The organism is Micromonospora sp. SD12 (genome assembly GCF_052068495.1).
GTDB lineage: Bacteria > Actinomycetota > Actinomycetes > Mycobacteriales > Micromonosporaceae > Micromonospora > Micromonospora echinofusca.
The window spans coordinates 440,577-466,275 of record NZ_JBQHDF010000003.1 but is presented as its reverse complement, the minus strand read 5'-3'; the positions used below and the strand labels follow the sequence as shown (position 1 = coordinate 466,275).

General features: G+C 74.3%; 25 protein-coding genes. 20 read left to right on the top strand and 5 right to left on the bottom strand.

The window, feature by feature from the left end:
• Positions 1-96 precede the first annotated feature (96 nt).
• Both ACTMS2_RS09115 and ACTMS2_RS09110 read left to right on the top strand, forming a co-directional pair.
• Entirely contained in the window at positions 97-564 is a 468-nt protein-coding gene (locus ACTMS2_RS09115) for a GNAT family N-acetyltransferase (RefSeq protein ID WP_441175007.1), read from the top strand.
• Positions 565-639: 75 nt separating this feature from the next.
• Positions 640-1,437, top strand: a complete 798-nt coding sequence (locus ACTMS2_RS09110) for an alpha/beta fold hydrolase (protein ID WP_357659506.1) — start codon at positions 640-642, stop codon at positions 1,435-1,437.
• A gap of 16 nt (positions 1,438-1,453) precedes the next feature.
• On the opposite strand, the gene ACTMS2_RS09105 is transcribed toward ACTMS2_RS09110, so the two are convergent.
• Positions 1,454-2,032: a dihydrofolate reductase family protein gene (locus ACTMS2_RS09105; RefSeq protein ID WP_441175006.1), complete on the bottom strand. Its 579-nt coding sequence runs from the start codon at positions 2,030-2,032 to the stop codon at positions 1,454-1,456.
• Positions 2,033-2,105: 73 nt separating this feature from the next.
• Here ACTMS2_RS09105 and ACTMS2_RS09100 point away from each other — a divergent pair, with 73 nt between their 5' ends.
• The 3 genes from ACTMS2_RS09100 (at position 2,106) to ACTMS2_RS09090 (ending at position 4,397) form a co-directional block, all read left to right on the top strand.
• A complete protein-coding gene (locus ACTMS2_RS09100; protein WP_250100953.1) occupies positions 2,106-2,684 on the top strand; it encodes a TetR/AcrR family transcriptional regulator in 579 nt (192 codons plus the stop codon).
• Between the two features lie 21 nt (positions 2,685-2,705).
• Complete coding sequence (locus ACTMS2_RS09095; protein ID WP_441175005.1) at positions 2,706-3,182, top strand: GNAT family N-acetyltransferase; 477 nt, start codon at positions 2,706-2,708, stop codon at positions 3,180-3,182.
• 69 nt (positions 3,183-3,251) lie between these two features.
• Entirely contained in the window at positions 3,252-4,397 is a 1,146-nt protein-coding gene (locus tag ACTMS2_RS09090; protein ID WP_441175004.1) for a polysaccharide pyruvyl transferase family protein, read from the top strand.
• Between the two features lie 9 nt (positions 4,398-4,406).
• Here the strand turns inward: ACTMS2_RS09090 and ACTMS2_RS09085 are convergent, their stop codons facing one another.
• Positions 4,407-4,613, bottom strand: a complete 207-nt coding sequence (locus ACTMS2_RS09085) for a hypothetical protein (protein ID WP_363900404.1) — start codon at positions 4,611-4,613, stop codon at positions 4,407-4,409.
• A gap of 83 nt (positions 4,614-4,696) precedes the next feature.
• Here ACTMS2_RS09085 and ACTMS2_RS09080 point away from each other — a divergent pair, with 83 nt between their 5' ends.
• Positions 4,697-5,218, top strand: coding sequence for a DinB family protein (locus tag ACTMS2_RS09080; RefSeq protein WP_441175003.1), 522 nt, complete (start codon positions 4,697-4,699; stop codon positions 5,216-5,218).
• A 43-nt stretch (positions 5,219-5,261) separates the two neighbouring features.
• On the opposite strand, the gene ACTMS2_RS09075 is transcribed toward ACTMS2_RS09080, so the two are convergent.
• On the bottom strand, positions 5,262-6,134 hold the full coding sequence (locus ACTMS2_RS09075) for a carbohydrate kinase family protein (RefSeq protein WP_441175002.1): 873 nt from the start codon (positions 6,132-6,134) through the stop codon (positions 5,262-5,264).
• Between the two features lie 137 nt (positions 6,135-6,271).
• On the opposite strand from ACTMS2_RS09075, the gene ACTMS2_RS09070 reads away from it, so the two are divergent.
• On the top strand, positions 6,272-9,418 hold the full coding sequence (locus ACTMS2_RS09070; protein ID WP_441175001.1) for a DEAD/DEAH box helicase: 3,147 nt from the start codon (positions 6,272-6,274) through the stop codon (positions 9,416-9,418).
• Positions 9,415-10,494, top strand: a complete 1,080-nt coding sequence (locus ACTMS2_RS09065) for an SWIM zinc finger family protein (protein WP_441175000.1) — start codon at positions 9,415-9,417, stop codon at positions 10,492-10,494. Before ACTMS2_RS09070 ends, ACTMS2_RS09065 begins: the two co-directional genes overlap by 4 nt.
• Before the next feature lie 19 nt (positions 10,495-10,513).
• On the opposite strand, the gene ACTMS2_RS09060 is transcribed toward ACTMS2_RS09065, so the two are convergent.
• Complete coding sequence (locus ACTMS2_RS09060) at positions 10,514-10,771, bottom strand: DUF3040 domain-containing protein (protein ID WP_121400370.1); 258 nt, start codon at positions 10,769-10,771, stop codon at positions 10,514-10,516.
• Positions 10,772-11,240: 469 nt separating this feature from the next.
• Between ACTMS2_RS09060 and ACTMS2_RS09055 the strand changes: the two genes are divergently transcribed.
• The 5 genes from ACTMS2_RS09055 (at position 11,241) to ACTMS2_RS09035 (ending at position 17,460) form a co-directional block, all read left to right on the top strand.
• Entirely contained in the window at positions 11,241-13,289 is a 2,049-nt protein-coding gene (locus ACTMS2_RS09055; protein ID WP_441174999.1) for a DUF1800 domain-containing protein, read from the top strand.
• A 20-nt stretch (positions 13,290-13,309) separates the two neighbouring features.
• Positions 13,310-14,677, top strand: a complete 1,368-nt coding sequence (locus ACTMS2_RS09050) for a DUF1501 domain-containing protein (RefSeq protein ID WP_250100959.1) — start codon at positions 13,310-13,312, stop codon at positions 14,675-14,677.
• A gap of 45 nt (positions 14,678-14,722) precedes the next feature.
• A complete protein-coding gene (locus ACTMS2_RS09045; protein ID WP_441174998.1) occupies positions 14,723-16,051 on the top strand; it encodes a ferredoxin reductase family protein in 1,329 nt (442 codons plus the stop codon).
• 10 nt (positions 16,052-16,061) lie between these two features.
• Complete coding sequence (locus tag ACTMS2_RS09040; RefSeq protein WP_441174997.1) at positions 16,062-16,652, top strand: FMN-binding protein; 591 nt, start codon at positions 16,062-16,064, stop codon at positions 16,650-16,652.
• A gap of 85 nt (positions 16,653-16,737) precedes the next feature.
• On the top strand, positions 16,738-17,460 hold the full coding sequence (locus ACTMS2_RS09035) for an FAD:protein FMN transferase (protein WP_441174996.1): 723 nt from the start codon (positions 16,738-16,740) through the stop codon (positions 17,458-17,460).
• A gap of 245 nt (positions 17,461-17,705) precedes the next feature.
• Here the strand turns inward: ACTMS2_RS09035 and ACTMS2_RS09030 are convergent, their stop codons facing one another.
• Complete coding sequence (locus ACTMS2_RS09030) at positions 17,706-18,377, bottom strand: bifunctional DNA primase/polymerase (RefSeq protein WP_441174995.1); 672 nt, start codon at positions 18,375-18,377, stop codon at positions 17,706-17,708.
• 243 nt (positions 18,378-18,620) lie between these two features.
• On the opposite strand from ACTMS2_RS09030, the gene ACTMS2_RS09025 reads away from it, so the two are divergent.
• From ACTMS2_RS09025 to mctP, 7 genes are all read left to right on the top strand, one after another.
• On the top strand, positions 18,621-19,850 hold the full coding sequence (locus ACTMS2_RS09025; protein ID WP_441174994.1) for a helix-turn-helix domain-containing protein: 1,230 nt from the start codon (positions 18,621-18,623) through the stop codon (positions 19,848-19,850).
• A 16-nt stretch (positions 19,851-19,866) separates the two neighbouring features.
• Positions 19,867-20,439, top strand: a complete 573-nt coding sequence (locus ACTMS2_RS09020; RefSeq protein WP_441174993.1) for a flavoprotein — start codon at positions 19,867-19,869, stop codon at positions 20,437-20,439.
• A 136-nt stretch (positions 20,440-20,575) separates the two neighbouring features.
• A complete protein-coding gene (locus ACTMS2_RS09015) occupies positions 20,576-21,442 on the top strand; it encodes a Nif3-like dinuclear metal center hexameric protein (protein ID WP_441174992.1) in 867 nt (288 codons plus the stop codon).
• The gene (locus ACTMS2_RS09010) at positions 21,439-22,176 is read left to right on the top strand and encodes a zinc ribbon domain-containing protein (RefSeq protein WP_441174991.1); all 738 of its coding nucleotides are present in this window, start codon (positions 21,439-21,441) and stop codon (positions 22,174-22,176) included. The genes ACTMS2_RS09015 and ACTMS2_RS09010 overlap by 4 nt, the downstream gene beginning before the upstream one ends.
• Before the next feature lie 3 nt (positions 22,177-22,179).
• The gene (locus ACTMS2_RS09005; protein ID WP_441174990.1) at positions 22,180-23,400 is read left to right on the top strand and encodes a bifunctional RNase H/acid phosphatase; all 1,221 of its coding nucleotides are present in this window, start codon (positions 22,180-22,182) and stop codon (positions 23,398-23,400) included.
• A 159-nt stretch (positions 23,401-23,559) separates the two neighbouring features.
• On the top strand, positions 23,560-23,841 hold the full coding sequence (locus tag ACTMS2_RS09000) for a DUF3311 domain-containing protein (protein WP_441174989.1): 282 nt from the start codon (positions 23,560-23,562) through the stop codon (positions 23,839-23,841).
• On the top strand, positions 23,841-25,496 hold the full coding sequence (gene mctP / locus ACTMS2_RS08995) for a monocarboxylate uptake permease MctP (protein WP_363901193.1): 1,656 nt from the start codon (positions 23,841-23,843) through the stop codon (positions 25,494-25,496). The genes ACTMS2_RS09000 and mctP overlap by 1 nt, the downstream gene beginning before the upstream one ends.
• Positions 25,497-25,699 lie beyond the last annotated feature (203 nt).

Sequence of the window (25,699 nt, the reverse complement as noted above, 5' to 3'; positions counted from 1 at the left end):
GGCGGATGAGCGCCGGTCGGAACCGGCAAGCAGAACGTGAGTCCTGTTTGTCCATGCCGGACGGTCCGGGCCGGACGGCTGAAATACGGTGTCAGGGTGACGCTGAGACTTGAGTCGATGACCGTCGAGCAGTACCTCCGGTACCGGCAGCAGGCGGAGGCGAGCTACGCGCGGAACATCGCCGACTCCGGCGCGATGCCGGCGCCGGAGGCCGAGGCGAAGGCGCAGGAGGACTACGCGAAGCTGCTGCCCGACGGTCTGGCGACGCCGGGGCACCACTTCTGGACGGCCTACGACGGCGACGACGAGGTCGGCATGCTGTGGCTGCACGTCGAACAGAAGTCAAACGGTCCACACGCCTTCGGCTACGACTTCAAGGTGCGGCCGGACCTGCGGCGCAGGGGCTACGGGCGGGCCATGCTCCAGGCCGTCGAACAGCGCTGCCGGGAGTGGGGGGTCCGCTCGATCGGCCTGAGCGTCTTCGGCTTCAACCTGCCGGCGCGCACGCTCTACGAGCAGATGGGCTTCGAGGCGACCGCGATCCAGATGCGCAAGCGGCTGTAGCCCGCCGGGGCCGTCACCACGGGGAGAAGCGCCGGACGGCCTGCGGACGTCGTACGGCCGGGGTTGGATGGTGCGGTGAGCTACGCGGAGGTCCACGGGCTGCGCCTGTGGCACGAGGAGCACGGCACCGGCCGCCCGCTGCTGTTGCTGCACGGCGGCTTCGGGTCGGTGGAGATGTTCGCGGCGGTCCTGCCGGCGCTGGCCGCGCGCCGACGGGTGATCGCGGTCGACCTCCAGGGCCACGGGCGCACCGCCGACGTGGACCGCCCGCTGCGCTACGAGTCGATGGCCGACGACGTCGCCGCGTTGATCGACCAGCTCGGCCTGGCCGAGGCCGACGTGATGGGCTATTCGCTCGGCGGCGGCGTGGCGTTGCGTACGGCGATCCAGCACCCGGCGCTGGTCCGCCGGCTGGTCGTCGTCTCCGCGCCGTGCAGGCGGCAGGGCTGGTATCCGGAGGTGCTGGCGGGCATGCCCGAGCCCGACGAGGCGGCGGGCGAACGGATGCGCGGCACCCCGCCGCACGAGCTCTACGCCCGCATCGCACCCCGGCCGGGGGACTGGGCGCGGCTCTGGGCGAGGACCGGCGAGCTGCTGCGGCGCGACTACGACTGGTCGGCCGAGGTGGCCGCCCTCACCGTGCCCACCCTGCTCGTCTTCGCCGACGGCGACTCGGTCAGCTGCGCGCACATGGTGGAGTTCTTCGGGCTGCTCGGCGGCGGCCACCGGGACGCCGGCTGGGACGGCACCGACCGGCCGGCGTCCCGGCTCGCCGTGCTGCCGGGGCTCACCCACTACGACATCGTCGCCTCGCCGGCGCTGCCCGCCGCCGTCCTGCCGTTCCTGACCCATCCGGTGTCGCCGCCCGGCTGACGCCGACGTCGAACGGCTACGCGGCCTCGGGGCGGGCGTAGTGGAGGATGACGACCCCGCTGGCGAACGGGCGGGTGTCGACCAGGTCGAACCGGCGCGGATCGAACCCCCGGGCGGTGAGCGGGATGCCGCTGCCGACCACGTACGGATTGAGCTTGATGATCAGCTCGTCGACCTCGGGCAGGAGCTGGCCGGCGAGCTGGGCGCCGCCGCAGAGCCAGATGTCGCGGCCGGGTCGGCTCTTCAGCTCCCGGACGAAGTCCACCGGGTCGGTGGAGACGATCTCCACCTCCGGCTCGGCGGCCGGCGGCAGGGTGCGGGAGAAGACGTACTGCTTCAGGTGCGCGTACGGGCTCGTGACGCCCATCTTCAGCGCCGGGTCGTAGGTGGCCCGGCCCATCACCACCGCGTCGAAGCGGCCCGTCGGCTCGTCGATGCCGAACTGCGGGTGGGCGAACGTCGGGAGCGTCTGGGACCAGTCGGCCGCCAGGTGGGCGGCCAGGTCGGGGTCCAGCGGGAAGAAGTCGTACGACCCGTCGGGGGCGGCGATGAAGCCGTCGAGGGTGCTGGCGACGTAGTACACGAGCTTGCGCAAACCGTTCCCCAATCACTACTGATGTCGTGGATGAAGTTACTACACACGTAGTGGTTGTTGCTACGGTGTTCTCATGGCGAGGAACGTGGAACGACGGGCGGCGCTGGCCGACGCGGGGTTGCGGGTGCTGGCGGCCACCGGGGCGCGGGGGCTCACCCACCGGGCGGTCGACGCCGAGGCGGGGGTGCCGACCGGCACCGCCTCCAACTACTTCCGCTCCCGCGACGCGCTGCTCGGCGCCCTCGGCGAGCGGATCATGGAGCGGTTCGCCCCCGACGAGCATGTCCTGGCCGAGCTGGGCGCCCGTGAGCCGTCGCTGGAGCTGTTCACCGACTACCTGCGCTACATCGTCGAGCGGACCACCCGGCAGCCCGACCTCACCCGGGCCCTGATCGAGCTGCGGCTGGAGGCGGCCCGCCGGCCCGACCTGGCCCGGATCCTCGGTGACACCCTGCGTCGGGGCTACCGCGACGACGTCGCGTTCCACCTCGCCTCCGGCTTACCGGGTGGCGCGTTCGAGGTCGCTCTGCTGCACTACGCCGTGGACGGGCTGCTGCTCGACCTGCTCGGCACGTCCATCGAGGCGGGATTCGACCCCGACGACGTGGTCGTGGCGTTCGTGTCCCGGCTGGTCGGCGGTGTCGACCGGTGATTCCGACACAGGGGAGGCGTGGTGGAACTGGTGCCGATGACGGCCGAGGAGTTCGCGCGGGTGCGGGAGCCGCTCGTGCGCTCGTACGCCGAGGCGATGACGGCCGACCGCGGCCTCCCCCCGGCCGCGGCCCTGGAGCGGGCCACCACCCAGCTGCGCGAACAGCTCCCCGACGGCGTCGACAGCGCCGGTGCCCTGCTCCGCACCGCCAGGGTCGGCGACGTCGAGGTGGGGTGGATCTGGGTCGGGCTCCCCGGCGGCCCCGCCGGGCCGCACACCGCGTGGGTCAACAACATAGAGGTGCATCCCGGACATCGCCGACGGGGGTACGGGCGGCGGATGATCCAGCTCATGGAGGCGGAACTCGCCACCCTCGGGGTGCCGGAGCTGGGCCTGAACGTCTTCGGGTCCAACACCGGGGCCATCCACCTCTACCACAGCCTCGGCTACCGGGTGGCCGCCCAGCAGATGACGAAGCGGCTGCCACCGGCCGGCTGAGCCGCGTCAGGAGTGTTCCTCCGCCCAACGGGAAACCCACCGCGTCACGCACCTGGGGAGGAGCGACGGATGACGCATGGCGGCGGACTGACCATCGGTGTGCTCGGCTCGTACGGCGGTCGCAACCTCGGTGACGAGGCGATCCTGAGCGGCCTCCTGACCGACCTGCGCGAGCAGGAGCCGAACGGACGGATCATCGTCTTCTCCCGCAACCCCGAGCACACCCGCATCGCCCACCCCGACGTGGAGGCGGTGCCCTGGGAGGGCGTCAGCCGGACCGACTCGGCGCTCGTGCTGGCTCAGCTCGACGTGCTGATCCTCGGCGGCGGCGGCATCCTCTACGACCGGGAGGCCCGCCGCTACCTGCGGGTGGTCCGGGTCGCCCAGGAGCGGGGCCTGCCGCTGCTGACGTACGCGGTGGGGGTCGGGCCGCTCAGCGAGGGCGTGGACACCGGCATGGTGCGGGAGACCCTGGCCAGCGCCACCCAGGTGACCGTACGCGACCAGGAGTCCCGGATGATGCTGGAGGAGGCCGGGCTGCTCAACCCGATCACCGTGACCGCCGATCCGGCGTTCCTGATCGAGCCCGAGGACTTCCCGGCGGCGCTGCTGCGCGAGGAGGGCGTGCCGGCCGGCAAGCGGCTGGTCGGGATGAGCGTACGGGAGCCGGGCCGGGCCGCCGAGCGGCTCGACGTCGACGGCTACCACCGCCTGCTCGCCCAGATCGGCGACTTCCTGGTGCACCGGATCGACGCCTACGTGCTCTTCGTCCCGATGGAGCGCGACGACATCCGGCACTCGCACGGCGTCCTGTCGCACATGGTCGCCGCCGAGCGGGGCCGGATCCTGCACGGCACCTACTCGCCCCAGCAGGTGCTCGGGCTGATGCGCCACTTCGACCTGGCCGTGGGCATGCGGCTGCACTTCCTGATCTTCGCCGCGATGGCCGGCACGCCGTTCCTGCCCCTGCCGTACGCCGGTAAGGTCTTCGACCTGGCCCAGCGGCTCGGGGTGCCGGCGCTGCGCGGCGTGGAGCGGGAGGTCGAGGGGCCGCTCCTGGCCGAGGTCGACCGGCTCTGGGACGAGCGGGACAAGCGGGCCGAGGCCACCGCCCGGCGGGTGGCCGAGGTGTGCGACGAGGCCCGGGGGACCTCGCAGGTCACCCGCTCCGTGCTGGACAGCCTGCGGGCGCGCAGGCTGACCCCGACGGGCTGACCCGCCGGCTCAGACCGCCGGTCCGCGCCAGCGGTAGCGCCACCGGTCGGGCTCGACGTCAACGGACTCCAGCTCGTAGATCTCCGCCTCGGCCAGCCCCTTCGCACCGAGGTGGTGATGCGTCAGCGGCGGGCGGCCGTTGGGGTCCAGTTCCACGGTGACGGTCTCGCCGTCGGCCACGCCACCCACCAGGGGGATCTCTGCCGTTGATGCCATGCGCCCATCCTGCCCCGCCCGGGGAGAGCCCGCAGCGGATAGCGGGGCAGCGGGCCGGGACGTCCCGGCACTAGGGTCTGTGGATGGCGGAGATGGCGATCGATCCCACCCTCGGCCCCGTGCTGGCCCGCACCGGCGACGAGCGGGCCGTGCTCGAGTCGTTCCTCGACTTCCACCGGGGGGTGCTGCTGCGCAAGCTGCGCGGGCTCTCCGACGCCGACGCGGCCCGCCGGCTGGTGCCCTCGGCCACCACCGTCGCCGGCCTCGTCAGACACCTGACGCTGGTCGAACGGAACTGGTTTCCGTGCCTGCTGGCCCCCGGCCCGGGCGACGTCTACCTCACCTCCGAGGAGGACGCGCTGGCCAGCTTCACGCTCACCGACGACGACACCGTCGAGCGGCTCGCCGCCGCGTACGAGCAGGCCTGCGCCCGGTCCCGGGAGGTCGCCGGCCGGTTCGGCCTCGACCACGTCGTGCCGCACCCGCAGCTCGGCGAGGTGTCGCTGCGCTGGATCCTGGTGCACATGATCGAGGAGACCGCCCGGCACGCCGGGCACGCCGACATCCTCCGCGAGCTGACCGACGGCGCCACCGGCGCGGTCTGACCGCCGTGCCGGTCCGATCCGGTCCCGCCGCCGGGCTGCGGCGTCAGCGACGCGGCAGCAGGCCGGGCGGATACTCCATGCCGTCGTGGGTGCAGGCCGCAGCGGCGACCCGGGCCGCGTACGACGCCGCGTCCGTCAACGCCGCGCCGCGCAGCCGCCCGGCGATCACGCCCGCCGCGAAGGCGTCCCCCGCCCCGTTCGTGTCGACGACCGGTGCTGGCGGCGCGGCGGCGGGCACCGGCGTCGGGTCGCCCGCACCGTGGTGCACCTCGGCGCCGTCCGCGCCCCGGGTCACCAGCACCGTACGCGGCGCCAGGGCGGTGGCGAGCGCGCCGGCCCCCGCGCCCAACCGAACACCACTGACGAAGACGACGTCGGCCACCTCGGCGAAGGGCCGATGGTAGGCGTTCGCCCCGTCCCAGTCGTGCAGGTCGGTGGAGAGGGCGACCCCGTCGGGCAGCGCGGCGCGCAGGGCGGGCAGCAGGGGCAGCGTCCAATCCATGATTGACAGGTGGACGTGGGCCGCCCGCCTGGCCAGCGCGGTCACCTCGCCCGCCGGGAACGGGGGCGGCCCCTGCCAGGGGCGCGGGTCGTAGAGCGACATGCGCCGTCCGGCCGGGTCGACCAGGTTCACCGACCGCCGGGTGCCGGCCGGGGCGTCGCCCAGCACGGCGTGCACGCCGGTGCGGGCCAGCGCGGCCCGGACCACGTCACCGGCCGGGTCGGCGCCGATGACGTCGATCACCGCCACGCGCAGCCCGAGCGCGTGCCCCGCGAGCGCCACCCCGGCGCCGGTGTTGCCGATCCGCAGGTCGATCGGGTCGACGGGGACGGAGTCGACGGCCGGCAGCGGGATCGCGGGCACCCGCACCCGCACGTCGACGCCGAGACCGCCGATCACGAGGAGGTCGTACACGCGCCGACCCTACCGTCGGCGCACCACGGGCCCGGCCTCCCGGCCGTCGCCAATCGGGGCGGCCCGTCGGTGCGCTGGTCGGGGCCGCCGGGACCGGACCGATATCCTCGCCGGGGTCGTCGCGAGGAGGGGAACGCGTGCTGGTCGTCCACGGGGTCTGGCGCTCCGGCGTCGGGCTCGTCGTCTGGGCCGAGGACAGCACGCTGCCGGTCCACGCGTCGCGCCGCCCGGGCCGGGCGCCCCGGGAACGGCCGCACCCGTTCGCCGCCGACCACGCCACGCTCGCCGCCGCGCTGGCCGCGACGGCCGAGCCGACCGACCTCGGCACGGCCCTGCTTACCCTGCCCACCCGGGCCGGCGCGCCGCTGGACTCGCCGGAACTCGTCCGTCCCGAGGTCGCCGGCGCGGCCCGCGGGGCGGTCACCCTCGCCGGGTGGCGGGTCCCCGTCCTCGGGTACGCCCCCGACGCCGCCCTGCCCCTGCTGCGCGGCCTCGACGCGTTGGCCGCCGTGCCGGGCGCGACCCTGCGCCACCTCGCCGAACTCGCCGACTTCGCGGTGGACCTGACGGCCCGGGGCCGGGTGCTGCCGGGCCTCACCGAGCCGTCGCAGGAGCGCGCGGACCGTGCGGTCACCGCCCGGGCGGTGTGGCGACCGCTGCTCACGGGCACGGACGCCGCGTGGGCCCGGGCGCTGGCGCTGGCCCTGCCCCCGGCCGCCCGCGCCGCCACCGGCCCCGACGCGCCGGGCCGTCCCGGTGCCGCCGCCGGCACGGGCACGCCGTCCGGACCGGACACCGCGCCGGGCGCGCTGGTCGCCGACGCGCTCGACGCGCTCGCCGACGCCGCCGTCCGGGCCGCCCTGGCGGAGACCGCGCTGGCCCGGGGCGTACGACCGAACGGCGCCGTGCCGGCCTGGCTGGCCGCGCTCACCGGGCCGGTGCGGGAGTTCGCCGCCGACCCGGCCGGGCTGGACACCCTGCGCGCCGAGCTGGACGCCTGGCAGCGCGACGCGGCCGGCGGCGCGGTGCGGGCGAGCTTCCGCCTGGTCGAGCCCCCGGCCGACGAGGTCACCGAGCCGGTCGTCGTGGTGCCCGCCGACCCGGCGGCGACGGTCGCGACGAGCGGCTCGTGGCGGGTCGAGTTCGGCCTCCAGGCCGCCGACGAGCCGAGCCTGCACGTGGACGCCGGGCAGGTGTGGCGGGCGCCGGGGACCGTCGCCGGACTGGCCGGTCGCGGCGACGACCCGCAGGAGACGCTGCTGGCCGAGCTGGGCCGCGCCAGCCGGCTCTGGCCGGAGCTGGACACCGCCCTGCGTACGGCCACCCCGGAGGCCCTGGAGTTGGACGTCGAGGGGGCGCACCGGTTCCTGCGCGAGGGCGCCCCGGTGCTGCACGCCGCCGGGTTCGCCGTGCTGCTGCCCTTCTGGTGGCGGCGCCCGTCGTCCCGGCTCGGCGCCCGGTTGCAGGCCCGCAGCCGGACCGCTCCGGGCACCGTCGCCACCACCTCCGGCGGCGTCGGGCTGGACGCCCTCGTCGACTACCGCTGGGAGGTGTCCCTCGGCGACCAGCCGCTCACCGCCGAGGAGCTGGCGTCGCTGGCCGCGCTGAAGACGCCGCTGGTGCGGCTGCGCGGGCGGTGGGTGGAACTGGACCCGAAGCGGCTCGCCGCCGGCCTGCGGCTGCTCCGCTCCTCCGGCGAGCTGACCGTCGCCGACCTGCTGCGGCTCGGCCTGACCGACGCCGGGCAGCCGGACGCGCTGCCCGTGCTGGAGGTCAGCGCCGACGGCGCGCTGGGCGACCTGCTCGCCGGGGCGGTGGAGCGGCGGCTCACCCCGCTGGACCCGCCGCCGGCGTTCCACGGCACGCTGCGGCCGTACCAGCGGCGGGGATTGGCCTGGCTGGCGTTCCTCCAGTCCCTGGGGCTCGGCGGGGTGCTCGCCGACGACATGGGGCTGGGCAAGACGGTGCAACTGCTCGCCCTGCTCGCCGCAGACCCGCCGGACGCCGGCCCGACCCTGCTGGTCTGCCCGATGTCGCTGGTCGGCAACTGGCAGCGCGAGGCGGCGCGGTTCACGCCGGGGCTGCGCGTACACGTGCACCACGGCGCGGAACGGGCGCGGGGCGAGGCGTTCGGCGCGGCCGTGCACGGCGCGGACCTGGTCCTCACCACCTATTCCGTCGCGGCCCGCGACGCGGTCGACCTGGCCGGCATCGACTGGCGGCGGGTGGTCGTCGACGAGGCCCAGGCGATCAAGAACGCCGCCACCCGGCAGGCCGAGGCGGTCCGCGCGCTGCCCGCCCGCCACCGGATCGCCGTCACCGGCACGCCGGTGGAGAACCGGCTGGCGGACCTGTGGTCGATCATGCAGTTCGCCAACCCGGGCCTGCTGGGACCGGCGGCGACCTTCCGCAAGACGTACGCCGAGCCGATCGAGCGGCACGGCGACGCCGAGGCGGCCGAGCGGCTGCGCCGGATCACCGGCCCGTTCGTGCTGCGCCGCCTCAAGACCGACTCCTCGATCATCTCGGACCTGCCGGAGAAGCTGGAGATGGAGGTGCTCTGCAACCTCACCGCCGAGCAGGCCTCGCTCTACCGGGCGATCGTCGACGACATGATGGCGCGGATCGAGTCCAGCGACGGCATCGAGCGCCGTGGGCTGGTGCTCGCCGCCATGACCCGGCTCAAGCAGGTCTGCAACCACCCCGCGCAACTGCTGCGCGACGGCTCGGCGCTGCCCGGCCGCTCCGGCAAGCTGGCCCGCCTGGAGGAGATCCTGGACGAGGTCCTCGCGGCGGGGGAGCGGGCCCTGCTCTTCACCCAGTACGCCGAGTTCGGCGGCATGCTGCGCGGGCACCTGTCGGCCCGGTTCGGCCGGGAGGTGCTCTTCCTGCACGGCGGGGTCGGCAAGGCCGACCGGGACGCCATGGTGACCCGGTTCCAGTCCCCCGGGGGACCGGCGATCTTCGTCCTGTCGCTCAAGGCCGGCGGCACCGGACTCACGCTCACCGAGGCCAACCACGTGGTGCACGTCGACCGGTGGTGGAACCCCGCCGTCGAGGATCAGGCCACCGACCGGGCGTTCCGGATCGGCCAGCGGCGCCGGGTGCAGGTCCGCAAGTTCGTCTGCGCCGGCACGGTGGAGGAGAAGGTGGCGGCGCTGATCGCCGACAAGCGGAGCCTCGCCGCCTCGGTCGTCGGCACCGGCGAACAGTGGGTCACCGAGCTGTCCACGACGCAGCTGCGCGAGCTGTTCACCCTGGAGGCCGGGGCGGTGGTGGAGTGAGCGGGCAGCCGGCGGATGGCAGCGGGGCGAGCGGCCGCTTCGCCGACTACGGCCGGCCGCGCCGGGTCGACGGCGGCCTGAGGGCGCGCAGCACCCGGGGCGCCATCGGCCGGTCCTGGTGGTCGCGGCGCTTCCTGGAGGTGCTGGAGTCCTTCGCCCTCGGCACCCGGCTGACCCGCGGCCGGTCGTACGCGCGGGCCGGCCAGGTGATCCGCCTGGACGTCGCCCCCGGCACCGTCCACGCCGAGGTGCAGGGCTCGCGCGCGCAGCCGTACGAGGTGAGCATCGCCCTGCCGCCGTTCCCGGAGGCGCTGTGGGCCCGCGTCGAGGCGGAACTGGCCGCCCAGGCGTTCTTCAGCGCCCGGCTGCTCGCCGGCGACCTGCCCCCGGAACTGGAGGAGCTGTTCGCGGGCGCCGGCGCCCCACTCTTCCCCGCCGGCGTCGCGGAACTGCGTCAGCGGTGCAGCTGCCCCGACTTCGCCGTTCCCTGCAAGCACCTCGCGGCCACGTTCTACCTGCTCGCCGAGGCGTTCGACGCCGACCCGTTCCAGTTGCTGCACTGGCGGGGCCGCAGCCGGACGCAGCTGCTCGACCGGCTGCGCGTCCTGCGCGCCGGCGCCGCACGCGTCGACGACCGGCCGGAGGCGAACGGTGCCCGGCCACCGGCCGTGCCGTCCGACGGTGTCGTGCCGCCGGCCCCACCGTCCACGACGGACGGTGCCGCACCGGAGGCGGTGCCGCCCATGGCGGACGGTGTCGTCTCCACGGCCATGCCGGCCACGACGGACGGTGCCGGGCACGGCGGTGCGGACCGGGCCGGACCGGACGCCGGCCAGGGCACCGTGGACGTCCCGCCGGTCGGCGCGGCCCGGGCGCTCGCCGGCCTGCCGGCGGCACCGCTGGCCGAGGCGGTCGACCGGTTCTGGCTGCCGCCGGTCCCGCTACCCGACCGGCCACCCAGCCTGTCGACCGGGCCGGACCTGCTGCTGCGGCAGCTCGGCGCGCCGGCCCCCGCCATCGGCGGGCCCGGCCTGGTCGAGCGGCTGCGGCGGGCGTACCGGCTCCTCGCCCGGTGAGGGCGTACGGGACCCCGGCTCACAGCCAGCGGCGGCGGAACCGCCACATGAGTGCCGCGTTGGCCACCAGGACCACCGCGCAGACGGCCCCGGCCAGCCGCCCGGCCAGCACGGTCATCGCCGGCAGCGACGCCCACAGCACGATCGTCAACAGCATCAGCCATCGGCCGCGACGGGCCCGCGCCCGGTTGTCGAGCCGGGCGAAGAACGCCGGATCACTCTCCCGGAGCTGACGGGTGATCTGCTCGAACCTGCGCTGATCCTCTTTGCTGAGCATGTGCCTTCCCCTCACGTGTTCAGCGGTTCGGCGGCATACCCGCTGCGGCGGCGGCTCACGCTCCCGTCCTGCTGCTACTTTGCGCGTCCGGCCGGCGCCGGCCCCGGCCACGCTGGGCCGTGCCGCCGGAGAGCGGGGAGCGCCTCAGGGCAGGCTTAGCCGAACCTTAAATTTGCCTGTGCCGATACAGGTGCCGTCCCGTGCCGGTCCGGCCGGAATCGTCGCGTCCGGGCCGTGCCGTGCCGCGTACGCCCTGCTCGCGAGGTCCGTGCCGGGCCGCGCGGAAATCCAGGGCCGCCGACCCGCGCTGAGCGGCGCCTTAAGTGCCCTCCCGGGGGCTTCCGGAGCTGCTTGAAGGCACCTGAACGCTTCATTACCTTCCGGTGACAACCCCCTCAGGCACCAGCCGCCGCACCTGCACCCCGTGCCCGGTGCCAGTCGTCGCGGCGCAGCAGAAACGGATTGGTACATGGCCGACCAGAATGTGCCACCACGTCGACCGCGGGACGACCGCGGATGGGACGGGCGTCAGTACCCCGCCGCCGACGCCCACCCCTCCACCCCGTACGGCCACGAGGCGCGCAGCCCGCACCCCGCCGACCCTCGGGGGCAGTACGCCCACGCCGGGCAGCCGGCCGCGCGCGGCCCGCAGTGGGTGGGCCCGGACGGCTTCGCCCGGCAGGCCGGCCCTCCGCCGGCCGGCCCGGGGCTGCCCAACCTGGACGACGGCGACGAGCCGGGCCGCAAGGTCGGCCGTCGCAAGGCCCTCGCGGCCCTCGGCGGCACCGCGGCGGTGGTGGCCGGCGGTGCCGCCCTCGCGATGACCCCGCAGATCCGCAGCCTCTTCGGCGACGAGGCGGTGGCCGCCGACGCCACCGGCACCACCGTCACCGACGGCACCCCCGCCCGCCCCAGCGGCCAGCAGCCGAGCACGGTGCGCACCTACACCGAGCAGAACGAGAGCTACATGGGCTCCCGGGCCGGCGAGGCGTTGAAGAAGAACGCCCCGGCCGGCGGCCGGACCTTCTCCGGGCCGGCGGCCGCCGCCGCGGAGACCAAGGTGACCGTCAAGACGGTGCTCGCCAAGGACCCGATGCTGCACCTGGCCCGGCGGGCCACCTTCGGCGCCACCCCGCAGGTCCTCGCCGAGATCAAGGATCGGGGCATCGACGGCTGGCTGCGCTGGCAGCTCGACCCCGACAAGATCGCCCCCACGAAGGCCGAGCTGAAGCTCGCCGAGCTGCCGACGCTGAAGCTGGGCACCGCGCAGCTGCGCGAGCAGCGCGACCAGCTCAACGAGCGCGGCGCGCAGCCGGAGAAGGAGATGGTGGACGCCACCGTCGCCCGGCAGATCTGGTCGAACCGGCAGCTGTTCGAGGTCATGGTCGACTTTTGGAACGACTTCCTGCACGTCGCCGCGGACTTCGACGGCGGCGAGGTCTACCGCGCGTCCTTCGACCGGGACGTCGTGCGGGCGCACGCCCTCGGCAGCTACCCCGAGATGCTGCTCGCCGCGAACCGGCACCCGGCGCTGCTGCTCTACCTCAACCAGAACGACTCCCGCGCCGACGCGGTCAACGAGAACCTGGCCCGGGAGAACCTGGAGCTGTACTCGGTGGGCGTCGACGGCGGCTACACCGAGAAGGACGTCCGGCAGGCGGCCCTGCTCCAGACCGGTCGCGGCGTCAGCGACGGCAAGTACGTGTTCCGTCCCGAGCGGCACTACGTCGGCAAGGTGAAGGTTCTCGGCTTCACCCACGCGAACAACTCGAAGGACCCGAAGAAGGCCGAGGCGGCCATCGACGCGTACCTGACGTACATCGCGCTGCACCCGTCGACCGCGAAGTACGTGGCGCAGAGCCTGGCCACCCGGTTCGTGTCGGACACCCCGCCGAAGTCCCTGGTGGAGCGGCTGGCGAAGTCGTACAGCATGAACAAGGGCATGATCAAGCCGGTGCTGATGACGCTGTTCAGCTCCTCGGAGTTCTGGGCGGCGGTGGGCCAGAAGGTACGCCGGCCGATGGAGTACCTGGTCGCCACGTACCGGGCCCTGGGCGTGTCCCCGGAGGCGTCGCCGAGGCACGACAACGGCGACAGCAAGCGCACCCCGTACGCCCGGGGGCTGCGGCAGGTCCACGACAAGATGCGCGAGCTGGGCCAGTACCCGATGGGCCAGCCCACCCCCGACGGCTACCCGGACGTCTATGTGGCCTGGACCTCCGCCGGCACCATGGTCAACGGCTGGAACGAGGCGGGCGAACTGCTCGCCGGCCGGCGTACCGTCTTCACCTACACCCCGCCGGAGAAGCTGGTGGCCCGGCCGCCCGCCACCGCCGGCGCGTACGTGGACGCGCTGGCCCTGCGGCTGGTGGGTCAGAAGCTGAGCGCCAGGGAGCGGTCCCTGATCCTCGGCGTGGCCGGCGTGTCGGCCGGCGACAGGGTCGACGCCACGTTCGACGGGGCCGTCACCGCCGTAGCGCGGGCGATCCTCGCTTCCCCCCAGCACCACCTCCGGTGAGGCACCCGATGGAGAAGACTGTGCACACGTTTCCCCTGCACCCCGAATGCCCCGACCTGCGGCGACTGGCCGACGACCCGGCCGAGGCGCTGCTGCGGGCCGAGGCCGACATCGTCGCTGCCGAGAACGCCGCCGAGGCCGACCGCTACCGGCGGCTGGAGGACCTGGAGGAGGCCCAGCAGGACGGTCGCGGCGTGACCCGGCGGACGTTCGTGGCCGGCGCCGCCGCCACCGCCACCGCCCTCGCGACGGCACAGTTCGTCACCACCTCGGCCTCGTTCGCCGCCACCAAGACCGGCACGCTGATCCACGTCTTCCTCTACGGCGGGCTGGACGGGCTGAGCCTGGTCGCCCCGGCGGACGACCCGGTGCTCGCCAAGGCCCGCCCCGACCTGCTGCTCGGCGACGACTCCCTGGCGGTGGGGCGCGGCTTCAAGCTGACCAGCGCGTTCAAGCCGCTGGAGAAGTGGCTGAAGAGCGGCAACCTCGGCTTCGTCCCGGCGGTCTCCGACGAGCGGCTCTCGCGCAGCCACTTCCAGGCCGCGGACGCCTGCAACCTCGGCGGCCTGCCCGGCGAGACCGGCGGCCGGGGCTGGCTGGACAGCCTGGTCGACGCGCTCGGCACGGGCACCGCGTTCCGCAGCGTCGGCATCGGCAGCACGCTGCCCCGCTCGCTGGTCGGCAACAACGGCGCGCTCTCCCTCAACAACGTCGGATCGCTGCGGCTCAACGGCGACGACCGGTACCGGGCCGCGACCGAGAAGGCGATCAAGGGGCTCTTCACCGGGATCAACCACCCCGTGCAGGAGGCCGTGCAGGACGGCCTGGGGGCGCTGGCCACCGCGCAGCGTCTCGCCGCGAAGCCGTACCAGGCGGCCGAGGGCGTCGAGTACAAGGGCGTCGGCAACGCGTTCCAGCAGCTCGCCCAGCTCATCAAGGGCGGGGCGAACGTCCGGGTCGCCACCGTCGGAATGGGCGGCTACGACACCCACGAGAACCAGGGCACCCGCGACGGCGGTCAGCTGCACCGGCGGCTCAACGAGCTGGCCAGCGCCATGGCGGCGTTCTTCACCGACCTCGGGGAGAAGTCGGCCGACGTGACCATCATGGTCTCCAGCGAGTTCGGCCGGCGGGTCGCCTCGAACGGCGGCGGCACCGACCACGGCCACGGCGGCGTGGTCACCGTGCTCTCCGGCCGCAAGCTCGCCGGCTCGCTGCTGGGCACCTGGAACGGCCTGGACGACCTGGACTCCGGCGACGTGCCCGAGTACAACAACATGTTCAACGTCTACGGGGCCGTCGCGCAGGGCCGCTTCGGGCTCACCAATGCGGAGGTGGACAAGATCTTCCCCCGGCAGAAGTACCGCCCGATGAAGCTGTACGCGTGACGTACCCGCGCACCCACGCCGCCGGCCGCGGACGTACGCCCGCTGGTGCCGCCGCGACGCGGACCCGGCGGCCGGCGGCTGCTGGCCGCGTTGCTCGTCGTCGGCCTGCTCGCCAGCGTGCTGCCCTGGTGGCTGGACACCCCGCCCGGATCGCTGCGCACGACGGCCGCCACCCTCACCGCCGCCGGCCGGATCACCGGACTGGTCGCCGGCTACCTGCTGCTCGTGCAGGTGCTGATGATGAGCCGGCTGCCGATCCTGGAGCGGTGGGCCGGCGGCGAACGCATCGCCCGCTGGCACCGCGACGTCGGGGCCACCCTGCTGGTCGCCGTGCTCGCGCACGCGTCGCTGATCCTCGTCGGCTACGCCGACCTGGAGGACAACCCGGTGCTCACCGAGGCCGGCGTGCTGCTGCGCGACTACGAGGACATGGTCTCCGCGTTCGCCGCCGCCGGGATCCTGGTGCTGGTCGGCCTCACCAGCGTGCGGGCGATCCGGAGCGCGCTGCCCTACGAGCTGTGGCACGCCCTGCACCTGTCGAGCTACGCGGTGCTGCTGCTCGGCTTCGCCCACCAGTTCAGCAACGGCGCGCAGCTGTTCCGGCCCGGTCCGGTCCGCACCGGTTGGATCGCGATGTACGCGCTGGTGCTCGCCGCCCTGCTCTGGGGCCGGGTGCTCGCGCCGGTGGCGTTCAACCTGCGGCACCGGCTGCGGGTCGCCGACGTGGTCGCCGAGAGCCCGGACACGATCTCGATCTACCTGACGGGGGAGCGGCTGGAGCGGCTGGAGCTACTGGGTGGGCAGTTCTTCCGCTGGCGCTTCCTCGCCCGGGGCTGCTGGTGGCAGGCGCACCCGTTCTCGGTCTCCGCCGCCGTCAACGACCGCTGGCTGCGGCTCACCGTCAAGGTGGTCGGCAGGCACACCGCCGACCTGCGCGATCTCGAACCGGGCACCCGGGTCTGGGCGGAGGGCCCGTCGGGCACCTTCACCGCCGCCCACCGCACCCGCGAACGGGCCCTGCTGATCGCCGGCGGCAGCGGGATCACCCCGATCCGGGCGATGCTGGAGGAGTTGCCGCCCGGCGCCGCGCTGATCTACCGCGCCCGTACGCCGGCCGACGTGCTGCTGCACCGCGAGTTGGACTGGCTCGCCGAGGCCCGGGACACCGCGATCTGGTACGTCGTCGGTTCCCGCCACGACCCTGGCCCCCGCCAGGTCATGAGCCCGGACGGGCTGCGCCGGCTGGTCCCGGACGTCGCCCGGCGCGACGTCTACCTCTGCGGGCCGCCCGGCCTGGTCGAGCAGTCGCTGCGGGTGCTCCGCGAGGCCGGCGTGCCCCGCCGGCAGATCCACCTCGCCACGTTCGAGCTGTAGGAAGGCTGCCATGCGTCGCGCCCTGCTCGCCATCACCGGCCTGGCGGCCGGCACCACCGCGATGGTGGTGCTGAAGGGCTCGCCGGGCACCAGCCCGGTCGCCCAGGACCTGCCGGCGGCGCCCGTGCCGGTGACCCCCGCGCCGGCCGGCCCGGCCCCGACCGGCGGCGAGGTCTCCGCCGCGCCGTCGCCCAGCCGCACCGTCGCGTCCCCCCGGCCCGGCCGCACCGTCACCCGGCCCCCGGCGAGCCGGCCGAGTCCCACCACCCGGGCGCCCTCCGCGCCGCGCACCACCACCAAGCCGCCGCCCGCGTCGACCACCCGCACCGTCACGGGGCCGGTCGTGGAGAACGAGTACGGCAACGTCCAGGTGCAGATCACCCTGCGCGGGACGCGGATCGTCGACGTGGTGGCCCTGGAGCTGCCCGAGGAGACCGCCCAGTCCGACCAGCGCAGCGAGCAGGTCGACGGCCGCTACAGCGGCACCTCGGGGCTGGTGGTGCAGCGGCAGAGCGCCGACGTGGACACCGTGTCCGGGGCGACCGCCACCAGCACCTCCTACCGGCAGTCGTTGCAGGCCGCGATCGACCGGGCGAACTGACGTGCCGGTGTCGGCGGCGGGGTGGCGCGGGCCGGGCGGGTGTCCACCGGCGACCAGGCCGGGGCTGCGCCGGGTCGAGCAGGTCATGGGTACCGCCATCAGCCTCGACCTCGCCGACGACCTGCCCGTCGCCGAGCTGGACGGGCTGGCCGGGGACGCGTTCGCCTGGCTGCGCGAGGTCGACGCCCGGTTCAGCACGTACCGGGCCGACAGCGAGGTGTGCCGCCTCGACCGGGGCGAGCTGCCGCTCTCCGCGGCCGGCGCCGACCTGCGGGACGTGCTGGCGCGCTGCGCCGAGCTGTGGAGGGTCACCGACGGCTTCTTCGACGCGTACGCCACCGGGCGGCTCGACCCGTCCGGCTACGTCAAGGGCTGGGCGGTGCAGGTCGCCTCGGACCGGCTGCTCGCGGCCGGGGCGGCGAACCACTGCCTGAACGCCGGCGGCGACGTGCGGGTACGCGGCCGCTCCCACACCGGGCGACCCTGGCGGATCGGCGTGCGGCACCCGTGGGACGCGATGTCCACCTGTCTCGTGCTGACCGGCACCGACCTGGCCGTTGCCACGTCCGGCGTCTACGAGCGCGGCCACCACGTGCTCGACCCGCGCCGGGGTGTGCCGGCCCGGGGGCTGCGTTCGGTCACCGTGGTCGGGCCGGATCTCGGGCTGGCCGACGCGTACGCCACCGCGGCCGTCGCGATGGGTCCGGCCGGCGTCGGCTGGCTGGACGGCCTGCCCGGCCACCAGCACGCGGTCGTCACCGACGACGCACGGCTGCTGCACTCCACCGCCCTGCCCCTGGCCGGCTGAGGGTCAGCGGAAGGGGCGGGTGGTGGCGGGTCGGGAGCCGAGGGGCCGGGGGCGGCCCGGTCGGGAGCCGGCGGGCCGGGTGACCGGCCAGCGGCGGTGCGGCCGGTGGTGCCGTGGTGGCGGCTCCGTGCCGTCCGGCTGGCGCGCGGTGTCGTCGGTGGACATGTAACCCCCGCTCCCGGCGCGGGTGCGCCGTCGCCGTACCCAACGAGCGCCGGCCCTCCGGCGTCGCTGTCGAGCCGCCGTCACATGCCCCGGCGCGGCAGCGGCAGGTGCCCGGGGATCAGGTCGGAGGTAACCGTGACGCCGGTGGCCCGCAGGGCCTCGATCAGCGCGTTCTGCACCAGGTAGGAGTCGGGCAGTTGCCAGCGGGCCTGTTCGGGCGCGACCGCCCAGCGCACGGTGCCCTCCGGCAGCCGGGTCGGCGGGGCGGGGATCCACGAGCCCGGGCCGTGCCGGACCACGTGGAAGCAGTGGTCGAGTTCGGGGCGCAGCGGGTCGCCGGGGCGGACCAGGAACATCCAGCGGCCGGTCGGGGTCACCAGCACCGGCCCGCGTACGCCGACGCCGGCCGGGTGCGTGCGGACCGCGTCCAGCACGTGCCGGCCGAGGTGCGTGGGCACCTCCAGCACGTCGAACGCCCGCCCGGTGGGCAGCAGCACGCCGTGGGGTCGGGTGCGCCACCAGGTCGCGACGCGCGCCGGGTCGGCGCTGGCCGCGTGCTCCCAGTTCTCCAGCGCGGGATGGCAGCCGACCGTGGGGCAGCCGGCCCGCCCGCACACGAAGCGGCTACGGGCCAGGCAGGCGCCGGGGGTGACGGCCCAGCCGTGCAGGGCGTACCGCACGGCCACCCGCCGCAGCCGCACCCGCTCCAACGGGGACAATTGAACGACGCGCGGCGCGACATTTCCCCACATGTGCCATCTCCCCTCGCCGGACCCCGGCCGGTGCCCAGGTCGCATGTCGAGCACCGTCACTGCCGTAACCCGCGATCGTTGAGCTGACGAACGGCTGATGCAACTTGCACGAAAACTACGAGGACTGGCTGTATGGCTGACGCACACGCTGTGCGACCAGCGAAACCTGAGGCGTACGGATCGCCACGCCGGGCGACCGGCCGGCACGCCCGCTCGAGCAGGCACAAGGGGAGGCACGGGTAGATGGACGAATTACCCATCGGGCGACGGGTGGCCTACTGGCGGGGGCGGCGCAAGATGTCGCAGCAGGTCTTCGCGGACCGCCTGGGCAAGTCGAAGAGTTGGGTGGACAAGGTCGAGCGCGGGGTGCGCCGGCTGGACAAGTTCTCCGTCCTCTACGAGATCGCCGACATCCTCCAGGTCGACGTGCAGCTGCTGCTCGGCAAGGACCCGGAGCGGCGTACGGACGCGCTGAACTGCATCGACCAGGTGGAGGTGCAGGAGATCCGGGCGGCACTGGAGCGGTACGACTCGATGAGCGCGTACTTCGACGCCGCCCCGTACCCGCCGCCCCTGGCCGACATGCGCAAGGCCGTCAACCACGCCTGGCTCACCTACCAGTACGGCCGGTACGGGATGCTCACCCGGGCGCTGCCGAAGCTGCTGCGCGACGCCCAGGCCGCCGACGCCGGTCACGCCGGCGATCCGGCCCGCGAGGCGGCCCACCTGCTCGGGCAGGTCTACCAGATCGCCTCGTCGGTGCTGCGCAAGCTGGGCGAGTGCGAGCTGGCCTGGCTGGCCGCCGACCGCTCGATGGCGGTCGCCCAGCGCGCCGACGACCCGCTGCTGGCCGGCATCGCCACCACCCGGGTCTGCAACGCGCTGGTGGCCATGGGCCGGCCCCGCCCCGCCCTCGAACTGAACGTCACCATCGCCAACCGGCTCGCCCCCGGCGGCGGCAACGAGGCGTCCCCGGCCCTGCTGTCGGTGTACGGGATGCTGCTGCTCCAGGGGGCGATGGCCGCCGCCCGGATCGGCGACTGCGCCACCGTCGACGACCTGATCAACGGCGCGCAGGAGGCGGCCACCCTGCTCGGTGGCGACCACAACCACTACTGGACCTCGTTCGGGCCGACCAACGTGGAGCTGCACCGGGCCGCGGCGGCGGTCGAGCTGGGCGACGGCGGCCGGGCGGTGGAGGTCCACCGGAACCGGATCCAGGAGCCGGCGTTCAACGCGCTGCTGCCGGAGCGCCGGGCCCACCACCTGCTCGACATCGCCCGGGGCTTCGCCCACGTCGGCGACGTGGCCAACGCCGGCGAGATGCTGCTGCGCGGCGACCGCCTCGCCCCGTCCGAGATCCGGTGCCGGCCGATCGCCCACGAGGTGATGTCGGACATCCTGCGTCGCACACGTGGTGCGCCGCCTTCTCCGATTGCGGAGTTGGCTGAGCACATGGGAGTAGGGGTATGAGCGCGGAGCCGGCCTGATGACCGGCCCGCACCCGAGCAGCGAGCGCCGCGAGGTGCTCTACGTCATCGCCTGCGGTTCGCCGCTGGCCCGCCACGTCGGCCGGCTCGTCGAGCTGGCCCACCAGGACGGCTGGGACGTCTGCGTGGTCACCACGCCGGACGGCGCCAAGTTCGTCGACCGGGCCGCGCTGGCCCGGCAGACCGGCCATCCGGTCCGCACCCATTACAAGAACCCGGGCGACCTCGACGTGCTGCCGCAGGCGGACGCGATGATCGTCTGCCCGGCGACGGTCAACACCGTCAACAAGTGGGCGGCCGGCATCACCGACACACTGGCCCTCGGGCTGCTGGTGGAGGCGCAGGGCATGGGCGTGCCGGTGGTGGCGGTGCCGTACACGAACGTGGCGATGGCGGCCCACCCGGCCTTCCAGGCCGGCATCGCCCGGCTCGCCGAGTGGGGGGTGACGGTGCTGTTCGGCGATCACGTCATCCCGTTGCACCCGCCCGGCACCGGCGAACGGCACGTGGCCGCCTTCCCGTGGGCCCTGGGCCTGGCGGCCGTACGGGAGCGGCTCTGCCCCGTCGCCTGACGCGCGCCGGAAGGTCCCGGGTCGACGCACGGCGTCGGCACGGGACCCTCCGGCGCGCCCGGGGAGCGGCGGGACACGCCGCCGCGTCGGTGGGGGAGGGCCCCGGCCACGTCCCGCGCCGGTAAGCTGGCCCGCCGTGAGCACCAACGCAGCCCCGCCGACCGTCGCCGACGTCGTCGCCGAGCTGGAGCGGCGCTATCCGCCGGCCTGGGCCGAGGACTGGGACCGCGTCGGGCTGGTGCTCGGCGAGCCGTGTGCCCCGGTACGCCGGGTCCTCTGCGTGGTCGACGTGGTGCCGGAGACGGTCGCCGAGGCGCTCGACGCCGGCGTCGACATGATCGTCGCCCACCATCCGCTGCTGCTGCGCGGTGTCTCCTCGGTGGCCCCCACGACCTACAAGGGCCGCATCGTCCACCGGCTCATCAAGTCCGACGTGGCGCTCTACGTCGCGCACACCAACGCCGACGTGGCCGCCCCGGGCGTCTCCGACGCCCTCGCCGCCCGGTTCGGGCTGACCGGGCTGCGCCCGCTGCACCGTCCCGCACCCGGCTCGCCCGCGCAGGGCGACGGCCGGGGGATCGGCCGCATCGGCGAACTGCCGGAGCCGATGACGCTCGCGGAGCTGACCCGGCACGCCGCCGCCGTGCTGCCCGCCACCACCTGGGGAGTTCGCGCCGCCGGGGATCCCGGGCGTATGGTTCGTACCCTCGCGGTCAGCGGCGGCGCGGGGGACGGCTTCCTCGCCGACGCGACCGCGGCCGGGGTGGACGCGTACCTCACCGCAGACCTGCGTCACCACCCGGCCGGCGAGCACCTGGCCGCCGACGGCCCGGCCCTGCTCGACGCCGCCCACTGGGCGACGGAACGACCGTGGCTGGACGACCTGGCCGCTCTCCTCCGGGAGGCGACGGGTGTCGAGACGCTGGTGTCCGACCTGGCCACCGACCCGTGGACCGTACACGCCGCCCCACCTGCGGTGGACGACAAGGAGCCCCGACCGTGAAGGCTGACCCCAAGGTCCAGCGCCGCCTGCTCGACCTCCAGGCCATCGACACCTCCCTCGCCCAGCTCGCCCACCGCCGCCGCGCGCTGCCCGAGCGGGCCGAGCTGGACGCGCTGGCCCGGGAGCTGTCCGCGCTGGAGGACGAGCGGGTCCGCGCCCAGGTGGCTGTCGACGACCTGGACCGGGACATCGCCCGCATGGAGAAGGACGTCGACCAGGTGCGGGCCCGCAAGGCCAAGAACGAGGCCCGGCTGGCCGCCGGCACCGGCCCGGCCCGCGAGCTGGAGGCCCTCCAGCACGAGCTGGTCTCGCTCAACCGCCGCCAGGGCGACCTGGAGGACGCCGAGCTGGAGCTGATGGAGCAGCGGGAGACGGCCCAGGGCGTGCTGGACGGCGTGGAGAAGCGGCTCGCCGAGGTGCGGGAGAAGCGTGACGACGCCGAGCGCCGCCGCGACGAGAGCCTGGCCGAGATCGCCAAGGAGGAGGAGTTCAAGCGCGGCGCCCGCCAGCCGCTCGCGGCCGACCTCCCGACCGACCTGCTGGGGCTGTACGACAAGATCCGCGAGGACACCGGGCTCGGCGCGGCGCTGCTGACCGCCGGGCGCTGCGGCGGCTGCCGCCTGGAGCTGTCCGGCGCCGACGTGGCCCGCATCCGCAAGACCGACCCGGACGAGGTCGTCCGGTGCGAGGACTGCCGTCGGATCATGGTCCGCACCAACGAGTCCGGTCTCTAGCCCGTGGCGCCGCGCGTGGTCGTCGTCGAGGCCGACGGCGGGTCCCGGGGCAACCCCGGCCCGGCCGGCTACGGCGCGGTGGTCCGCGACCAGGACACCGGTGAGGTGCTGGCCGAGCGGAGCGAGTCGATCGGCGTCGCCACCAACAACGTCGCCGAGTACCGGGGGCTGATCGCCGGGCTGGAGGCCGCCGCCGAGCTGGGCGCCGCCGAGGTCGAGGCCAGGATGGACTCGAAGCTGGTGGTCGAGCAGATGTGCGGCCGCTGGCAGATCAAGCACCCCGGGCTGCGCCCGCTCGCCGCGCAGGCCGCCGGGCTGGCGAGCCGCTTCGCCGCCGTCCGCTACCAGTGGATTCCCCGCGACCGCAACCGGCACGCCGACGCCCTCGCCAACGCCGCCATGGACGCCGCCGCCGGCAAGGCGCCGGCCCGGGCCGCCGTCGCGCCGCCGCGCGTCGTGGAGCCGCCGCGTGAGGTCGCCGCCCCCGACTCGCCGGCCCGGGCGAGGGCCCGCGAGGTGGCGGCCCGCGCCGCGTCGGCGACGACCACCGGCACCGACCCGGCCACCGCGCCCGCCTCCTGGGAGCCGCGGCCGAGCTTCACCGCCACCCGGCTCGTCCTGGTGCGGCACGGCGAGACCGCGTACACCGAGCAGCGCCGCTACTCCGGCCGCGGCGACGTGCCGCTGTCGGAGCGCGGCCGGGCCCAGGTCCGGGCCACGGCCGCCCGGGTGGCCCGGCTGGCCCCGACCGTCGCGGCCGTGGTCAGCTCGCCCCTGTCCCGGTGTACGGCGACCGCCGAGGCGATCGCCGGTGCGCTCGGCGGTGTGCCGGTGCGCCGCGAGGACGACCTCGTCGAGTGCGACTTCGGGGCCTGGGAGGGGCGCACCTTCGCCGAGGTCCGCCAGGAGTGGCCGGGCGAGATGGACGCGTGGCTCGCCTCGACCCGGGTGGCCCCGCCGGGCGGCGAGTCGTTCGCCGACGTCGCCGAGCGCTGCCGTCGCGCCGTCGACGGGCTGTGCCGGGCGTACCCCGGGGAGACCGTGGTGGTGGTCTCGCACGTCTCGCCGATCAAGCTGGTGCTGCGCGACGCCCTCGCGGCCGGTGACGGCTTCCTGCACCGGCTCTTCCTGGATGCGGCCGGCATCTCGGTGCTCGACACGTGGCCCGACGGCGGCGTCGCCGTCCGTGCGGTCAACGACACCGCCCACCTCGCCGAGATCTGAGCCCGGAGCCGTCCGTCCGGCCGCCCGGCGCGGCCGTTCGGCGCATCCCGTCCGCCGTTCGGCGCAGCATCCTCCTCCCATCGAACGTGACCCCCGTCACAGGGTCGTAGCCTCCGGCCGTCATCAGTGCCGATCTACGACACGCGGAGGTATGTCGCCATGGCCGCACCCGAACCGGAGGCGCCCACCGCGGCGCGGTCCCGGGCGAAGGACCACAGCCCCTGGAACTGGTTGCTCTTCATCCCCATCGTGGTGCCCCTGATCCCCGTCTTCTTCAACGCGGACTCGCCCCGGTTCCTCGGCTTCCCGCGCTTCTACTGGCTCCAGCTCGCCTACATCCTGCTCGGCGTGGCCACCACCACGCTGGTGTACCAGATGACGAAGAAGCGGGCCGACGGCCCGTCGGAGGAGCCGGCCGGTACGGATGCGGGTGGCCGCTGATGTGGCGCGACCACCTCACCGAGATCATCGTCTTCTCGGTGCTCTTCCTGCTGGTCAGCGCGATGGGGTTCGTGGCGGCCCGGTGGCGGGCCCCGAAGGACATGGCCCACCTGGACGAGTGGGGACTGGGCGGGCGCAACTTCGGCGGCTGGATCACCTGGTTCCTGGTCGGCGGTGACCTCTACACCGCGTACACCTTCGTGGCGGTGCCGGCGCTGATGTTCGGTGCCGGCGCGGCCGGCTTCTTCGCCGTCCCGTACACCATCGTCATCTACCCGCTGGTGTTCCTGGTGCTGTGCCGGCTCTGGTCGGTCTCGCACCGGCACGGCTTCGTCACCCCGGCGGACTTCGTCCGCAAGCGGTTCGACTCGCCGGTGCTGGCGCTGCTCGTGGCGATCACCGGCATCGTGGCGACGATGCCGTACATCGCGTTGCAACTGGTCGGCATCGAGGCGGTGCTCAAGACCATGGGGGTGACCGGCGAGAGCACCCTGGCCCGGCACCTGCCGATCATCGTGGCGTTCGCGATCCTCGCCGCGTACACGTACCAGTCGGGGCTGCGCGCGCCGGCGCTGATCGCGTTCGTCAAGGACACGCTGATCTACATCGTGATCCTGGTGGCGGTGCTCTACCTGCCGTACAAGCTGGGTGGCTGGGGCGAGATCTTCGACGCGGCGGACGCGAAGTTCGACGCGTCACCGAACCCCAACGACGGGGTGCTGCTGAACGCCAACAACCAGCTCCAGTACGTCACGCTGGCGTTCGGCTCGGCGCTGGCGCTGTTCCTCTACCCGCACAGCATCACCGGGGTGCTGGCCAGCCGGAACCGCGACGTGATCAAGCGGAACATGTCGGCGCTGCCCGCGTACAGCCTGCTGCTCGGGCTCATCGCGCTGCTCGGCTTCATGGCCATCGCCGCCGGGGTGAAGCCGCTGCCCGGGTCGAAGGAGGGCACCGTGGACAGCAACACGGTGGTGCCGGTCCTGTTCGACCAGCAGTTCCCCGACTGGTTCGCCGGCGTCGCGTACGCGGCCATCGGCATCGGCGCGTTGGTGCCGGCGGCGATCATGTCGATCGCGGCGGCGAACCTGTTCACCCGCAACATCTACAAGGAGTACCTGAAGCGCGACGCCAGCCCCGCGCAGGAGGCGAACGTCTCCAAGATCACTTCGCTGGTGGTGAAGGTCGGCGCGGTCGCCTGCATCGTCTTCCTCGACCCGCAGTTCTCCATCGACCTCCAGCTCATCGGCGGCGTGATCATCCTCCAGACGCTGCCGGCGGTCGCCCTGGGCCTCTACACCCGCTGGTTCCACCGGGGCGCGCTGATCGGCGGCTGGATCGCGGGCATGGGGCTGGGCATGTGGATGCTCTACCAGATCCCGAACGCCGCGACCGGCCGCAAGCACTTCGGCGGCTCGGCGTTCCCGCTGGCCGACTTCGGCTTCGACACCCCGAAGACGATCTACGTCGGAATCGTGGCCGTGCTGGTCAACCTCGCGGTCGCGGCGCTGCTCACGGTGGTGCTGCGGGCGGCGAAGGTGCGCGACGGCGGCGACGGCACCACGTCGGACGACTACTTCGCCGACGAGGGCGACCCGCGCGTCGTGCCCGGCCCGCGCCGCGACGCCGACGCCGCCCCGGAACCGGTCGCCTGAGCCCATCGGGGACCGCGTCGCCCCCGGCCCCCTGCGGCCGGGGGGCGACGCGGGGTACGTTCCCTCTCGGGCGAGCCGTGCGGCCGCGCGCCGGTGGCTACACAGCCGGGCGTACGACGGGGCGAACCCGGCCACGCGGTGGCGGACCGCCTTCCTGGACGTCGAGCACCGGACGCTCTTCTTCACGCGACCGGATCCGGACG